Source organism: Rossellomorea sp. LjRoot5, assembly GCF_964253455.1.
In the GTDB taxonomy this organism is placed as follows: domain Bacteria; phylum Bacillota; class Bacilli; order Bacillales; family Bacillaceae_B; genus Rossellomorea.
Genome location: NZ_CAXUQN020000001.1, coordinates 3,967,492 through 3,982,918 on the forward strand (window position 1 = coordinate 3,967,492; position 15,427 = coordinate 3,982,918).

Annotated in this window: 13 protein-coding genes; 1 reads left to right on the plus strand and 12 read right to left on the minus strand. The window is 45.4% G+C overall.

The features are described 5' to 3' along the window. Positions 1-104: 104 nt before the first annotated feature. From ACSQ2E_RS20335 to ACSQ2E_RS20350, 4 genes are all read right to left on the minus strand, one after another. The gene (locus ACSQ2E_RS20335) at positions 105-1,004 is read right to left on the minus strand and encodes a carbohydrate ABC transporter permease (RefSeq protein ID WP_435993616.1); all 900 of its coding nucleotides are present in this window, start codon (positions 1,002-1,004) and stop codon (positions 105-107) included. Between the two features lie 80 nt (positions 1,005-1,084). Continuing rightward, positions 1,085-2,398: an ABC transporter substrate-binding protein gene (locus tag ACSQ2E_RS20340; protein ID WP_435993618.1), complete on the minus strand. Its 1,314-nt coding sequence runs from the start codon at positions 2,396-2,398 to the stop codon at positions 1,085-1,087. A gap of 104 nt (positions 2,399-2,502) precedes the next feature. Then, on the minus strand, positions 2,503-3,528 hold the full coding sequence (locus tag ACSQ2E_RS20345) for a LacI family DNA-binding transcriptional regulator (RefSeq protein ID WP_435993620.1): 1,026 nt from the start codon (positions 3,526-3,528) through the stop codon (positions 2,503-2,505). A 355-nt stretch (positions 3,529-3,883) separates the two neighbouring features. Then, positions 3,884-7,021 (minus strand): efflux RND transporter permease subunit, encoded by a 3,138-nt coding sequence (locus ACSQ2E_RS20350; RefSeq protein WP_435993622.1) that lies wholly within the window; start codon positions 7,019-7,021, stop codon positions 3,884-3,886. Between the two features lie 162 nt (positions 7,022-7,183). On the opposite strand from ACSQ2E_RS20350, the gene ACSQ2E_RS20355 reads away from it, so the two are divergent. Beyond that, a complete protein-coding gene (locus ACSQ2E_RS20355) occupies positions 7,184-8,044 on the plus strand; it encodes a TetR/AcrR family transcriptional regulator (RefSeq protein ID WP_435993624.1) in 861 nt (286 codons plus the stop codon). A gap of 47 nt (positions 8,045-8,091) precedes the next feature. On the opposite strand, the gene ACSQ2E_RS20360 is transcribed toward ACSQ2E_RS20355, so the two are convergent. The 8 genes from ACSQ2E_RS20360 to gntK all read right to left on the minus strand — a co-directional run bounded on the left by ACSQ2E_RS20360 (position 8,092) and on the right by gntK (position 15,408). After that, entirely contained in the window at positions 8,092-8,745 is a 654-nt protein-coding gene (locus ACSQ2E_RS20360) for an NAD-dependent epimerase/dehydratase family protein (protein WP_435993626.1), read from the minus strand. A 160-nt stretch (positions 8,746-8,905) separates the two neighbouring features. After that, positions 8,906-9,106, minus strand: coding sequence for a hypothetical protein (locus ACSQ2E_RS20365; RefSeq protein ID WP_435993628.1), 201 nt, complete (start codon positions 9,104-9,106; stop codon positions 8,906-8,908). 1 nt (position 9,107) lies between these two features. After that, positions 9,108-9,260: a hypothetical protein gene (locus ACSQ2E_RS20370; RefSeq protein ID WP_435993630.1), complete on the minus strand. Its 153-nt coding sequence runs from the start codon at positions 9,258-9,260 to the stop codon at positions 9,108-9,110. A gap of 12 nt (positions 9,261-9,272) precedes the next feature. Then, positions 9,273-9,467 (minus strand): hypothetical protein, encoded by a 195-nt coding sequence (locus tag ACSQ2E_RS20375; RefSeq protein WP_435993632.1) that lies wholly within the window; start codon positions 9,465-9,467, stop codon positions 9,273-9,275. Between the two features lie 99 nt (positions 9,468-9,566). Next, positions 9,567-11,531, minus strand: a complete 1,965-nt coding sequence (locus ACSQ2E_RS20380; RefSeq protein WP_435993634.1) for a hypothetical protein — start codon at positions 11,529-11,531, stop codon at positions 9,567-9,569. 57 nt (positions 11,532-11,588) lie between these two features. Beyond that, on the minus strand, positions 11,589-12,854 hold the full coding sequence (locus ACSQ2E_RS20385) for an ATP-grasp domain-containing protein (RefSeq protein ID WP_435993636.1): 1,266 nt from the start codon (positions 12,852-12,854) through the stop codon (positions 11,589-11,591). 181 nt (positions 12,855-13,035) lie between these two features. Continuing rightward, a complete protein-coding gene (locus tag ACSQ2E_RS20390; protein ID WP_435993638.1) occupies positions 13,036-13,755 on the minus strand; it encodes a YebC/PmpR family DNA-binding transcriptional regulator in 720 nt (239 codons plus the stop codon). Between the two features lie 141 nt (positions 13,756-13,896). Continuing rightward, the gene (gene gntK / locus ACSQ2E_RS20395) at positions 13,897-15,408 is read right to left on the minus strand and encodes a gluconokinase (protein ID WP_435994665.1); all 1,512 of its coding nucleotides are present in this window, start codon (positions 15,406-15,408) and stop codon (positions 13,897-13,899) included. Positions 15,409-15,427 lie beyond the last annotated feature (19 nt).

The following is a 15,427-nucleotide window of genomic DNA, read 5'->3' on the forward strand; positions in this document are numbered from 1 at the left end:
TTTCTGGTCTTCAGTTTGGACTCATGTGGCAGAAGTTCAGGCTTTGACTTTTCAACCTTTTGAGTCGGTACATTTTTTTCTACCGCTGTTTTTCCCAACATGCTTTACACCTTCCTTGCTTGTTTGCGTTCATTTCCATACATCCCTTTGAAGACAATCGCCGAGAAGATCAAGGTAATGACGAACAATCCATATGCGACAGCTGAAGCATATCCATAGTTATTGAACTTGAATGCCTGATTGTACAGATACAGTACCATCGTATTCAGTGATCCATCGGGAGAACCGATTCCATCTGTCAAAAGCATTGGCAGATCAAATAATTGAAGACCGCCGATCAGGGAGGTGATCATGATATAAAGCAAGATCGGTTTTAATAAAGGAATCGTGATTTTCGTAAAAGTCTGCCATCTGTTTGCACCATCGATCAAAGCAGCCTCATAGTAGTCCTTCGAAATTCCGGAAACCCCCGCCATGACGACTATGAACGAATGACCGAACCACATCCAGGTAAGGATCAGGGATACAGATAGCTGTGCAGTCGCAGGCTCGTTCAGCCAATTAATCGGTTCTGATATAAGACCTATATTTAATAGAAGCATATTTAATGATCCGTGCTGCCAGTCCAGTAGGATACCAAACAACAGGGCGACCGAACTAATCGTGATTAAATTAGGTAAATAAAAGATCGATCTGAAAAACGCCAAACCTCTCAACTTCATTCTCATATCAGAGAAGATTAATGCGAGTACAAGGGCAAGACCAATTTGCAGGGCAAAGTTGATTCCCCATATTTTCCATGTGTTAAAAAATGCTTCCACAAAATAACTGTCCGTGAGTAAACGGGTATAGTTGGCAAGACCGATGACTTCCGCTGTCCCGCTTCCTGAATAGTTTGTAAAACTGTAATAGAATGTAAGAGCAACAGGATAAATGCTAAATATTAAAAAGATGATCCAAAACGGGGCGATAAACAGATAACCAAATCGATCTACTTTCTTCATTCCCCAGCCCCCCTAGTTGATTAATAGATTATCGGCAGGCGACATGAAGCCACGCCGCCTGCCAATGAATTTTTACTTGTTTAGTTTTTTGGTACTTTTATGTCAGGATATGCGTTTTGTACTTTTTTATAGAAGTCTTTGATGGCATCGTCTTTGGATTTCTTTCCGTCCACATACTGCTGAACAGCGTTTCCATAGAACGTGTCAAGCTGTTGGTCATACTTCGTTACAATACCAGGCTCGATTTCTTTCGCCTGCTCAAGGAAGAATTGATAGTTGTTCTGTCCGCCAAGGAATTCACTGCTAAAGTCATCCTTGATCGCATTTGTTACAGGATTGTAGGCGAGGACATCGCCCGTTTCTTTCGCCCAATCTGTCAGGAATTCGTCATCCTGAGTCATCATTTTCACAAAATCATAAGCAAGTTCTTTGTTTTCAGATTTGTTGTAAACCCCTAACCATGTTCCACCCCAGAAGTACGGGCTTGGTCCACTTGTAACGGCCCAGTCACCAGCTGTTTCCTTTACATTCGTTTTCAGAACGCTGTGAAGCCCCCAAGTCGGAAGAACATAGGAGAATACTTGTGTTTCTTTCTCTTTACCGTTTTCTTTCATTTTGATCGGCTTATCCATCGCTTCGAACCAAGATGGAGACCATTCAGCAGCAAGAGCTGTATAGCTGTTTTCACGAAGTTTCTTCGCTGATTCCATATATTCGATCTTTTCATCTGTCAGTTGAAGCTCATTCTTATCGTTCACCCAAGGTTGTGGATTATCTCCTTGAGAGAACCAGCGGATAGAACCCTCATCCGGGAACATGCTGTACCCTTTTTCCTTCATCTTGTCAGCCACTTTGAATACATTATCCATTGAGTTCATCATGTTTCCTACTTCAGTTGGATCATCTGTACCAAGTACTTCTTTCGCGATGCTCCTTCTGTAGAAGATTCCACCAGGAGTCGTTTGCCATGATAACGCTCTTACATTTCCGTCTTTATCTTTACCTAAGTCGAATACATAAGGTACATATTTATCTTTGATTTCATCTACATTGTATGGTTTTTCTGATAAGTTTTCCCAGTAGCCTGCGTCTACCCACTGCTTAAGGAACGCGATTTCTCCTGTGAATACATCAGGTGCCCCAACGCCACTTTCAAGAACAGGCTTTAATTTCGTCGGGTAATCGGCAATCGGTACAATCGTCAATTCTACTTTCACACCATTTTTCTCTTCAAATTTCGTGATCGGTTTCTTCAGTTCGTCCGTGAAGGACCATATCTTTAAATCTACGTCTTTATCTTTTGACTTGCCCGATGACTTGGAATCTCCCGAACAGGCCGAAAGTACCCCCGCAACCAGTATAACCGTCATGAATATTGCCAAAATCTTCTTCATCTTAATCCCCCTTTTTCATTTATAAATATAGAGACGAAAGCGGTTTCGGTTTTCTTCAATTAAAATTTCGAAACCGGTTTCGAAATCCCCAAAAAAATATAAGATTATTTCTTTTTTTCTTTTTTTACCATTGTACAAGATTCCCTGATAATGAGTTCTACCGGGATGACTTCTGTGGTTAACAGTTTCTTCTTCTGGATGATTTGTTTCATAAGCAATTGACCCGCCCGTGCACCGATCCGGTCAGTGTCCTGTCTGACCGTGGTCAGCTTGGGAGTGAGGTACGATGACATTTCGATATCGTCATACCCGATGATGGAGATATCCTCAGGAATTCTTAATCCCTTCTCTTTGATGGCTTCCATGGCACCGATGGCCATGTGATCACCTGCAACGAAGACTGCTGTTGGGACTGTATCCAGCGCGAGAAGCCTTTCCATTGCAGCCTTTCCTTCTTCAATCGAGAACATCCCGCCGTTAACAAGATACCCATCAAGAATTGGGAGATTCTGCTCCTCCATACCCTTCGTGAAGCCTTTGATCCGCTGTGCTCCCGCATCAATTGACGGATCCCCTGAAATATGAGCGATTCTGGTATGGCCCAACGAATGCAGATGTTTGACAGCCAATTTTCCACCCTCAATATTATCGGAATAGACTACACTGCAGTTCTGATTGCTCATATCGATCACGACAATCGGCAGGTGACTATTGATCATATCTTGAACCTGCGGGTCGTTTGGATCTGAGCAGATCACGACGATTCCATCTACGGCACGATATAAGAAATGCTCAAGATAACTTGTGTCCCGATTCCGGAGGTTCCGTGAAGCAAAGATCAAATCATAGCCTTCCCGCTCCACATACTTGCGGAAACTTTCAATAAGGGCGCTGAAGAAAGGATGTTTCAATCCGACCTCATTGTCCTCTGCAAACATGACCCCGATCGTCCAGGATTTCTTCGTTGATAAGGACTGGGCATGAGCATTGGGTAAATAACCCATTTCAGCCGCTGCATCGAGGATTTTTTGCTTCGTCTTTTGACTCACATCTGTATAATTGTTAAGAGCTTTTGAAACGGTCGTACTGGAAAACCCAGTGCGTTTTGCTAAGTCATAGATTGTAACCATTGCTGTCTCCTCTTCATCGAAAGCGCTTTCGTTAATTGTTATTATAGTCCAGACTTTTGATGGAATCAATACTATTTTTAGAAAACTTTAATAATTTTCTGAGATTTCCTCTTGCCGCAGAGTTAATGAGGGTGGGGTGAACGGAAACCAGCCGATATGGGTTGTAATCCCGCCGTTTCGGGTGAAATTCCAGCCGATATGAGCAGAAATCCGGCCGAAACTGGACGGAATTCAGCAGAATTAACAGATTATCCAGCCGTTTTACATATTTTGGAACCACCAACCATCATCCTCTCGCCCACAAGCGCTCACAAATTAAAAAAACAGCCCCCTGGAGGACTGCTTTTCTCTCAAACTATTCTTTCACTGCTTTACGCTTACGCCTACCGATCTTCCCTTTGATTTTCATCAGGATTTCATACACGATCGGTACGATGACGAGCGTTAAGAGGGTCGAGCTGGTCAATCCTCCGATAACGGTGACACCGAGGCCTTTCGAAATCAGTCCGCTTCCTTCAAGACCGAGTGCCAGTGGGAACAGAGCTCCGATTGTGGCAATGGCTGTCATGAGGATCGGGCGGAGTCGGGTTGAACCGGCTTCGAGCAATGCTTCCCGTGTGGACAGGCCTTCGTTTTCCTTATGAATCACACGGTCGACAAGAACGATGGCATTGGTCACAACGATACCGATCAGCATCAGTGCCCCGATCATAGAAGAAATACTGATCGTTTCTCCTGCAATCAATAGCGCTACCAACGCTCCGATAATCGTGAATGGCAGTGAGAACAGGATGGCAAATGGTGCAAGACCGCCACCGAATGTGACGACAAGGATCAGGTAGACAATCGCAATCGCTGCAAGCATCGCTAATCCGAGTTGTGTGAAGGATTCTTTGATGTCTTCTGTTACCCCGCCCATGTTCACGTCAATGCCGGACGGAATATCCATATCCTTGATTTCTTTCTGGATATCCTGAGATGCTTTCGACACATCATCGGTGTTCAGTTCTCCACTCACTTGAGCAAACACTTTTCCGTCCCGTCGTGAAACGGTATCGGACGTTTTACCTTCCTGAACCTCAACGACGTCTTTAATCGGAACTTCCATGCCCAGTGGTGACTGGATGGTTTTATCCGTTAAGTCGTTGATGCTTTCATACTTTTCTTTTTCAACATCCAGATAGACATTCACTTCTTCCCCATCTTTTTCAATGGTCGTGAGGACCGGACGCTGACGTGTCTGACCAAGTTCCATGGCGATTTGACCTGCCGTCAGGCCAAGCTCGCTCAGTTTATCCTGATCCGCGACGAAGGAGTATTCGTCATAGGATTCGGAAATGCTTGATCCGACTTTTTTGAAATCTTTCTTGTCTTTCATCATGTCTTGAATATCGTTGACAACAGGTTCGATGTCTTTCAGGGTTTCCCCGTACACGTAGACGACAATTTCATTGCTGCCGGCACTTGCGGAGAAGTCCTGTGATGCCCATTCGCCTTTGTCAGTTGATTTCTGCAGGTCTTTGATGACCTTTTCTTTTTCTTCAGAGAAATTTTCTGTATCGTCATTATACTGAACGTAGAAGATCGCATTGTTTGAACTTCCCGGACTCATCGGATTTTCCCCGCCGACAGAGTATTGAATCGTATCAGCGTCTTTACGTCCCTGGAAGTATTCCTCTGCATCCTGTGCGATTTTCTCCACATCTTCTTCGGTTTGACCGGGATCTGGTTTATAGGTCGCCATGACCATCTTCTCTTCATCGGATGGAAGGAAACTTACCCCAATAAGCGGAACAAGGAACAAGCTTCCGACCAACATGGCGATGGCAAGGATCGACGTGATGATCTTATGGTTCAACGTCCAATTCAATACACCTTTATACCAAATCGCTAAACGGCTCTTCTTTTCTACATGTTTCTTCCCTACACCCTTTTTAAACATGGAGTGGGCAAGCATCGGTACGATTGTGACCGCAACAAGAAGTGACGCTAATAAAGCGAATACGATCGTTAAGGCGAACGGTAGGAATAGCTCACCGATCATGCCTTGAACCAATCCTAATGGAAGGAACACGGCAATCGTGACGATCGTGGAGGACGCGATCGGGACGAACATTTCTTTCGTTGCTTCCCGGATCAGGTCTTTCCCTTTCAGCAGTTCACCTTTCAGTGACATCCTTCTATAGATGTTTTCCACGACGACAATCGAATCATCGATTACCCTCCCGATGGCCACGGTCATCGCTCCAAGGGTCATGATATTCAACGTGATATCCATTTGTTTTAAAAGTAAAATCGCGATTAATAGCGATAACGGAATCGATACGACGGAAATCAGCGTCGATTTGATATCCCGTAAGAACAGGAGAATAATGATGACCGCGAACACGGCACCGAATAATGCCTTGTTCAGCATCGTACTGACTGATTCCTCAATCGGCTCCCCCTGGTCGAAAGTAGAAATGATTTCTACTCCATCGATGTCTTTTTCGAACGTTTTGACTTCTTCTTTTACCGCATTAACAACGTCCACCGTATTGGCGTCCACTGTTTTAACCACTTGAAGCCCGATGGATTCTTTTCCATTCGTTCTTGAAATCGATTCTGCTTTCCCGATCAGTTTGATATCCGCAATGTCCGATAATTGAATCGTCGGGATCTTCATACCGGCGGGCGCTTGTCCGGCCGGAGGCGCTTCTGGTGTCTTGGCTTGTCCTTGAGGCTCCTGTCCCTGTGCTCCAGCTCCACTTGGCGTCACTGGAATCTTCATTTCTTTTAAATCTTCAATCGTTGTAATATTCCCATCTACCACAACGGATTTCTGACTATCTTTAAACGTATACAATCCTAACGGAGTTGTCACATCCGAGCCTTTAATGATGTTCTGAACCGTTTCTTCCGTCAATCCATTTTGTGCAAGCTTGTCTTGATCAAAAATCAGCTGAGCTTCTTGCACTTGCTGGCCTGATGCCTGGACAGAAGCTACCCCGTCCACTCCCTCAAGCTGGGGAATGATCGTATCTTCCACCGTTGAAGTCAGCTGGGCTAAAGATTGGTCTTCATTCGCTACACTGAGAGCGATGACCGGGAAGGCGTTAAAGCTCAGTCGTGATACTTCCGGCTCGTTCACCCCGTCTGGAAAAGAGAGATCCGAAAGAGCCTCTTCGACCTCGGTCTTGGCTTCATCCATATCTTTAGAAAACTTGTATTCTATCTGAACGGCTGAAGCATTCTGGTAGGAAGTCGAACTGACGACATTGACCCCATTTAAATTCTGCAACCGTTTCTCAATTGGTTGTGATACCTTGTCTGCTACATCTTCAGGCGTAGCCCCGGGATACACAGTGGTCACACTGACAATCGGGGTATTGATGTTAGGCAGGGTTTCGAGTTTCATATTAAATCCTGAATATAAGCCTGCAATAATGACGATAATCGTCATCAGCCACACAGCAAACTTATTCTTAAGTACGAAATTGATAATACTGTTCACGTCGTATTCATCCCTTCTCTCTTTATCTGACCGACTAGTCATAACATATTCTAATATAACTGACCGAACAGTCATAAGTCAATGAACTCATAAAGAAAAGGTTTATTTTTTGTGACCAATCGGTCATAATATAGAGAAGGAGTTTATCAAGGAGAGGAACGTATGAAGGAAAAAGAAAAATTAATCATAGAGACATCCATTAAACTGTTCGCCACGAAAGGATTCAACGCCACCTCCGTTCAGGAAATCGTGAATGAATGTGATATATCGAAAGGTGCCTTTTATTTGTATTTCAAATCAAAGGAAGCTCTGCTGCTCGCCATCATGAACTACTATTTTAAAATGATCACCGACAAAGTGAACGAAATCGAAAACGAGGATCTTCCTCCTTATGAGAAATTCCAAAAGCAATTAGAATGTCAGCTCATTGAAATCTGCAAGCATAAAGAGTTCATCATCATGCAGATAAGAGAGAACGCCATGCCGTTCAACGATGAAATTCATGATCTCCTCAATGAAATGAAAATGAACACACACCGCTATTATAAAAGAAGACTATTCGGGATTTACGGTAAAAAGATCGAGCCCTATTTCTGGGATATCACGATGATGATTCAAGGCTTTTTCCATTCTTATTTAGAGTTAGTGATGCTGGATAAAATCAATCTGGACTTTTCTTATTTATCCCATTTCATATTGAAACGGACGGATGATTTAGTGGAAGGTTTGCTAAGGAGTGGAGATAAGCCGGTTCTTTCCTTTGAAAAGCTGGATGATCTGGTCAAGGATTTCACCACTTCCACCAGAATCAATGAGTCGACACTCATTCATATGATCCAGGATGCGCTTGAGGTGGCAGAGGAAGAAAATATCCGGATTTCCCTGGAAGTCATTAAAGAAGAACTACAAAAAGACGAAACCCGTCCCGTCGTCATCAAAGGAATGCTTGTGAATTTAGATGAAGACCCTTCATTGAAACATCTTGTGAATGCCTTGAGACATTTCTATCAAATACAATCATAATGAAAGACCCGCTTCTGTCGCGGGTCCTTCATTGTTTCCCCTACTTCCTAAAACTCTTGAATCTGTTCCGATTCATGTATGGTGACTTCTTCACTGTACGTACCTATCGCCGCCCGGTACATGCCATAGGCAACCTGTTTGCCTGGAATGCTTCTGTATCGTTTCAACCTGCCTACCATGACAGGGCGGACCGCTCTCGAGAAGATTTCTCCCGCTTTTTCACCCAATCGGAACTCCTGCCTCTCCCCCAATAAAAGGGATGGCCTGAATATATGGAGGGAAGGATAATGAAGCTCCTTCAATTCCTTCTCCAAATTCCATTTGACCTGACTATAAAAGAACGGTGATTCCGGCTTTGCACCGATCGAGGAGATGACGAGATACTGTCTTGCTCCATGTTCTTTCCCGAGCTTCCCGAGTTGAATCGGATACTCGTAGTCCACTTTCTTAAAAGCATGTTTCGTCCCGGCTTTCTTAATCGTGGTTCCGAGGCAGCAAAACACATCATCAATTTCTTCATGGGGTAAAAGCTTCATCCCATCAAATGAAATGATCCGTTCATCCAGCTTCTCATGCTTCATCCCACTTTCTCTTCTTACAAAGGAAATCACCTTGATATACTCCGGGCTCTTAAGGAGTATTTCACTCAGATGAGAACCGACCAGGCCCGTCGCCCCTGCGATTAAGGCTACTCTAGACACATGATTCCCTCCTTTCTTTATGATGCTCTTTCTTTAGTATAATGCATTTTCGTATAAAATCCTTATGTAACCACTACTAGTCTTTTCCCTATAACCAGGGGCCGGTTCTAACTGCAAAGGCGTTAATCAACGTTTGGTGATTAACGCCTTTCGGTTACCCCTACAGCTCTTCATCTTCAAAAAACTGCTGAAATTTTTCTTCTTGTTCAGGACTTGCTTTCTCTGAGGCATAGGGGTTATCCTTGACCCCTCTAGTATCCATATTTGTTTTGATGGCGAAAAATGGACCTTTTGGTTCCTCGGCTATGACACGGTCATTCAATTCATTGAAGTCCGGCATATCTTTATTTCCTTTATCCATCTTATCTTGCCCCTTCCCGGCTTCTATCCATATTTTTATAAGCAATCAAAACGATGTCCTCCGCAGATTGCTGACGAAGTTCACTTTCCATACTCTTCACTTTATTCAAGGCATCTTCCGACAAATCTGCTACGGGATATTCTTTCATATTCAAAGCTGACCCCTCCTATCCATTCTCATTCGATTGACCGATCACTTTCTCTGCGATGACCCCGTTCCCTTCTTCAACGGCATGATGTTCTTCCAACGATTCTCCCGGAACGTACACCTGGCTCGGATTGCGCAGCCGGTCATTCATAATGAATTCAGGATTCAACGGAGTGTCCATAAATAGATCTTCTGATTTCTTGTCGTTACTCATTTGTACCACCTCCACTATTTAGTATGGCTAGTGGCAGGGGAATCATTCCAATCAAAAAAGCGTCGAGCAACCACTGTTGCTCAGGCGCCATTCATCATGTTAAACCCATGTATAATCCTTCCCCCAACTTTCCCCTGCAAGGATCTTGATTTCGTCGACAATGTCATTCTCCACTGCAAATGCATCACCCTGCTCATACGGATTGTAGTGGAAGGCATAGAGCCGGGAGACAAATTCGTGGAACGGAAGGGAACATTCTCCTTCCAGTTCCCCGTTTTCCATGACGGAAGGTTCAATCCCCTGGCCCCAATTCTGTGAACCGTCGTTGTTCGGATTATAGAAATAGATCCGGTACTCACCCTTGGGATCCTGTGTGATCCGGAGAATGGATACGGCGTGGAATCCAAGGAGCTTCCCGTGGACATTGGTAATGAAAATGCCTACTGGATTCGGATAAATCAAACCGTAATCATCATTGTATTCCGGATGATGGGTAGCGTAAAACAGCCTGACAAAACCATGATAATCAGATATGAGCCCGGTCAACGGATCGATCACCGTGCTAAACCCCTTTTGGACCCAGTCACCATAAAACTCCGGATTCACCCAACGATGTCCATCTTCCCCTCTGAGGGAAACCCTTCTCATCATTTCACTATAGATACGATCAAGATGCGGGACAAGAACGAGTGAAACGGGATCAAGCTCCTGATGAAGCTCTGGCGCCAGTCCTCCGCTCAAGTCCTTGGAATGAACGGGTGTACCTTCAAACATGATATCGATGTCTCCGTCCCTTGCCGCCCTCGGGATCAGTTCAAGCAGATACCCGGGAGCATGCTGCGCCCACAGGCTGATTCCCCGCGCTGTTTGACAGGTTGGGTTCAGACCTTGTCCGATACCGATGGGCTGCCCGAGGACATTGATGACACCGGCCAGAAGTACGGAGTTTGCTGTAATGCCATCTCCCGTTTTACATGAATTCAGAAGCGTCTTTCTTACTTCGGCCCTGATATCGAGTTCGATCAGCCTTTTGAGTCCCGGGGAGACAGGGGGATAGGAAAGAACCCCTCGTTCAAGCATGAGAGCAAGGCCGTATACAGACTGCTTCGTGGCCGGATAGATCGCAACTTTCACAAGTTGAAATACAAGCTCGGTGTTTTCATCCAAGTTTGCTTTACCTTTATCATTTAACTGAAGAGCGGTCGGTACAACACCCGGAAACTTTCTGCATAAATATCTCAGAAGAATGGCGTGCTGGGGAGCCACTAATCCCGTCTCACGCATGGACCCGGCAAAATGCACCGCCTCCTTCTCCAGTTCTTCTTGGGATAGTTCCAACAACTTTTTGCGGTATTCCGCCGGTTTCACAATACTTTTACTCAACGGGGTCGGGCCTTCAATCGCCGATACGTATTTCTCCAGCACCAGACGTTCCGCGGCACTAAGATCGGAGTGAAGCATTTTCTTGGCTGTCTCGATCATGGAAACGGTACGCTTCACCATGATGGGGCGCTGAGCCGTCAACCGTTCGATTTCTTTGATCAGCGTAGTGGTAAGGGCTTGGTAAGACAACTTATCTGAAAGAAAATGAAACAACTCTGTAGCCCTTTCACTCTGCTCCCCACCTTCAATCCGCGCCGCTTCCGTCGCTTCAGGGAAAAGCAGGTTCAGGTTCAGCACCATTACTTCGTTCAGGAAATCCTGCGCCATCTCTGCCGTGACATCAGTATGCTCATATTGAGCTTCTGCAATGGAAAGCATCCTGAGCTCACTCAGGATTTCAATAATCGAAGGCAGACCCTTCGCCTGCAGGGATCCCGCCACAAGAGGCGGTTGAAGCTTGGATGCTTTTTCCCATGGTCCATCCTGGAATACCCCTGCTTTTTCAAAGCGGCTTGCGCTTTGGTATAAAATCCCGAGCCCTTCGTCAGTGTCCAGTAATCGTTGAGCTTCCTGATAGACGTCTGTTTGATACATTGATTTCGCAAATGAAGCTGCACTTTCCAATTCATTCAGCGCCAGCAAAAATCGTTCTTCCAGCTTAGAAGTTAATTCAAAAGCCATTTCAAAACTCCTTTATCGAGCAGAATATCGGATAGGTTGTTCAGGCAAAAGACCAGCCTATATATAGAAATTAAATTGTTCGTATTCCTTTAAGAGGTCCCTCATCACTTCGCTGTCTTCCCCATAGAAGAAGATGGTTCCGTAATGGTTCCCAAAGCCGATTCGCTGAGCCACTTTTCCCTGTGCCGGACTGAACATATCATGTTTTTCGAAATAAGGATGATTCTCAAGCTCGTCAGGTACCTCGAGCTTTTCTACATAATTGACATGTGGGTGAACCATTAAACACCCGGCATGAGCCTTTGCTTTCTCACCTGTCGAAGGGAAGAATTCTCTCAACTCTTCTTCCGTTGTGTTCGGATCTCCGCAAAGAATCTGAGCCTGGTACGCATTAAAACCGTAAGCCCGTTCAATCAAATCAAAGATATGCCCGCCAGGCACCCTGGCAGCGACTTCACCGAAATGAAGGGTCCCATCGGAGGTGATGAAATATTCAGGATGGATCACGCCATATTCGATTTCAAATGCATCAATGAGCTGTTGAATCGCCTCACGGATGATCGGACGTTTTTCTTCAAGTGTGGGAGATGCCGGTACGAAATTGGAATATCCCAATCGCACATACTCCGTTATATTTAAAAATTGGATTTTCCCTTTATGAATGAACGCTTCGCATGAAAACTCCTGCCCGTCTAAATGACTTTCCATCAACAGAGGGAATTCAGACTCGGTGAGAGCATCGATATCCTCTGGATTCTCAATGGCACGATGACCGACAGACCCTGCTTTATCAAGGGGTTTAACATGGATGGGATCGTTCTTGTCTCCTTCCACTTTCAAAAGGGCTTCATTTACTCGTTTCAGAAAGCGTCTTACATCCTCCTTATCCCTTGCTTCTTCAAATACGCCTACTTTGATTCCCGCAATTTGGGCTTTACGCTTCATCATCCCTTTATCCCTTAAAAGGAGAGAGCGATTGAAAACGCGCGGCTCGCTGCGGAAACGGGAATTCAAAGCCCCCGCCCACTCCACACATTCTTCATATAGTGGGATGTCCACCTCAGCACCGAGTGACTTCAGCTGCTTATAAAGATGATCTGAACCTTCATTCAAGCGGTCGAAGTCCCATCCGATAAAAGCGATATCATGCTTCTCCGCATATGCTTCGAAATCAGGCGGTCCAACGACGACGAAGGGTCTGTTCAGCTTGGTACACGCCTCGATCGCCGGCAGGCTCCAGCCGATGAGTGCCGTCAAATAAGGTTTGGTTGCATCCTTCACGCTCTGTTCTGCTTGCTGCAATTCAAGTTGATCTAGTCCCATAGTTTCCTCTCCCTCTTTCACGTATTTATTCAGATTCTCCCCTAGCATACCAAAGCACCTTATGATAATGAAGTATTATGCTGAATTTTCAGTCATTTCGACAAATAAAGTGATAAATTGACATAATTAATGATAATCAAAACCCCCGACGCATCCAGCATCAGGGGTCACTTCTACTCTATTATTCACCTAGATCAACGTTATGATATACCTGCTGCACATCTTCCAGGTCTTCAATCGCATCAATCATTTTCTCGAATTGAGCTTGATCGTCTTCAGAAAGTTCCACATCATTCTGAGCAAGCATCGTTAGTTCTGCCACTGTAAACTCGGTGATACCGGCACCCTTAAATGCTTCTTGAACAGCATGGAATTGATCCGGCTCGGCATAGACGATCACAGAATCGTCTTCTTCGATCATATCACGTGCGTCCACGTCCGCTTCCATCAGGATTTCCATTACATCTTCTTCAGATTTTCCTTCGATGCCGATGACGGCTGTCGCATCGAACATGTATGCTACAGATCCACTCACACCCATATTCCCGCCATTCTTACCGAAAGCGGCACGCACTTCGGATGCTGTACGGTTTACATTGTTCGTCAAGGCATCCACGATGACCATGGATCCATTCGGTCCGAAGCCTTCATAGCGCAGTTCATCATAATTTTCTTCTGAACCGCCCTTTGCCTTTTCGATGGCGCGATCCACGATGTGTTTCGGTACGCTATATGTTTTCGCACGTTCAAGAACGAATTTCAACGTTTGGTTAAGCTCAGGATCCGGCTCACCCTGCTTCGCCGCCACATAAATCTCACGGCCGAATTTTGCATATATACGACTCGTATTGGCATCCTTAGACGCTTTCTTTTCTTTAATATTATTCCACTTACGTCCCATATCGTTTCACTCTCTTTCATTTATCTATGGATAGTTTCTGATCATAAAAGGTATATTCGTTTCTATTATACATGAAAAGGACATCTTTTGGCTAAGTGATTCCCTTCCATCCCATCTCGAAAAAAAGCCGACTCAGATGAGTCAGCTTCTTTCCTGGTAAGCACTGATGGCTTCGTATTCTTCTTCCAGCAATCGTGGTACACGAATGAAGATTGGCATGAGTTTAGTATAAGCTTCCGTTGCTTTCGGGTCGGGCTGATGGGAATGGACGGAGCCGACCATTTCCTTCACTTCTTCAAGTGAGTCGATCATTCCGCTGCCGTACATTCCAAGCACCACTGCACCAAGGCAAGAGCTCTCGAAGCTTTCCGGCACTTCCACTTCTTGATCGAACACGTCGGCAAGCATCTGGCGCCACAGCTCAGAGCGGGCAAATCCACCCGTTGCCTGCACCCGTTTCGGCGTACCGATCAATTCCTCCAGGGCAAGTAATACACTGTACAGGTTCATGACGATTCCTTCCAGGACGGCACGGATCATATGCTCTTTTTTGTGATGCATCCCGAGGCCGAAGAAAGAACCGCGGGCTTTTGCATTCCAAAGCGGAGCCCGTTCACCGGCCATATAAGGATGGAACAGGAGTCCTTCTGATCCCGGCTCTATTTTGGCAGCAATATCCGTGAGTACTTCATAGGGATCCTTCCCTAATCGTTTCGCCACTTCCACCTCTCCGGAAGCGAGTTCGTCCCGGACCCATCTGAAGATCATTCCACCATTGTTCACGGGTCCGCCGATCACCCAGTGCTTTTCCGTTAGGGCATAGCAGAAGATCCGTCCTTTCGGATCGGTCACCGGCCGGTCCGTCACAGCACGGATCGCACCACTCGTGCCGATCGTCACAGCGACCACTCCGGGCTCGATGGCATTCACGCCAAGATTCGATAGAACGCCGTCACTTGCCCCTACAACAAATGGTGTATCTGCAGGTAAGCCGAGCATTTCAGTATATTCAAACTTTAACCCAACGAGACTTTCCGTAGTGGATACCGGAGTCGACAACTGATCCTTTGAGACGCCAGCCACTTTCATGGCTCCCTCATCCCAAGTCAGGTTTTCCAAATGGAACATCCCTGTAGCCGATGCAATGGAATAGTCCACGACGTATTTCCCAAACAAACGTTGGAAAACAAATTCTTTAATTGAGATGAACTTTGTTGCTTTTCCGAACAATTCCGGCTTTTCGTCCTTCAGCCAGGCAAGCTTCACAAGGGGTGACATCGGGTGGATCGGTGTACCGGTCCTTCTATAAATCTCCATCCCGTTCATTTCTTTCTTGATTTTCTCCGCCCATGCAGCACTTCGGTTATCCGCCCATGTAATGGAAGGGGTCAACGGCTGATCATTTTCATCCACAAGGATCAAACTGTGCATGGCAGAACTGAACGACACAAACGAAATCGTTTCTTCCGTACTTGAAGCGACTTCCTTGATGCACTTAATGACAGCCTGGAAAATTTCTTCAGGATCCTGTTCAGCCGTCCCGGGCGTTGGTGTATGTAATGGATATTCGATCCCGTGACGCTCGATCGCTTTTCCTTCTTTATTGAATAGTACGGCTTTTGTACTCGTGGTCCCGATATCGACACCAATCATGAATTCTGACATCTTCGTT